Raw genomic sequence first — 803 nt, 5'->3', positions numbered from 1 at the left:
GGCGGCGCAGACCGCCGCCGCTGCGGTGCGTCGCACCCCGGCCAGCCCCGTCCCACCCCAGGCGCGGCGCACGGCGACGAGGAGGGCAAGGGCCGCGAGCGTCATACCGACACTGCTGCTCGCGCCCAGCGTCACCAGCACGGTCTCGGTGCCGGGCTCGCCGTGCAGCAGCAGCAGCGGGGCGAGGGCGGCGACGAGCCAGCCGGCGCCCACCGACAGGGCGGCAGCCATGGGGTGGCCACGCACGTAGAGCGCCCGGGTGAGCACCGCAGCCAGCCCGAACCCGACGAGTCCCGGGGCGTAGGCGAGCAACGCCGCCGGCATGGCGTCCAGGCTGGCGCTCCCGGCGCGCGTGCCGGCGCCCACGTCGAGGACACGGAAGAACCCGCCGATCGGCACGGCGGCCGCAACCAGCAGCGCGGCCCCGAGACAGCCCGCGGCGAGCACGACGCGGGTGCTCGTGGCCAGCATCGGCAACGACGTGTCGGGCGTGGTCTCAACCTGGGCCGGCCCGGCGACGTCACCGGGGCTCCCCGTCGCAGACCGTCCCTCGAGGTGCTCCGAGACCCGCGCCGCGAGGGTCGGAAAGGCCGACATGGCCACCGGGACGGCGAGGACGCCGTAGGGCAGCAGGTAGATCGCCTGGACGTAGGTGTAGACGTTCACCGTGCCGGTGCCACCGTGCCGGTTGGAGACCCACACGGTGACGAGCACCGCGAGCTGCTGGGCGAGCAGCGCGAGCACGCCGGCGGCGGCGAGCGCCCCCGCGCGGCGGGCAAGTCCGGGCGGGAACCCGAAGGTAG

1 protein-coding gene is annotated in these 803 nt (G+C 76.0%); it reads right to left on the bottom strand.

Annotated features, from left to right (window positions below):
• Positions 1-803, bottom strand: an 803-nt coding sequence (locus tag FRW57_RS22300) for a lipid II flippase MurJ (RefSeq protein ID WP_275263264.1), incomplete at both ends; no start/stop codon positions are given.

Source organism: Segeticoccus rhizosphaerae, assembly GCF_009192725.1.
Taxonomy (GTDB): domain Bacteria; phylum Actinomycetota; class Actinomycetes; order Actinomycetales; family Dermatophilaceae; genus Segeticoccus; species Segeticoccus rhizosphaerae.
This window is presented reverse-complemented; position numbering and strand designations above follow the sequence as displayed.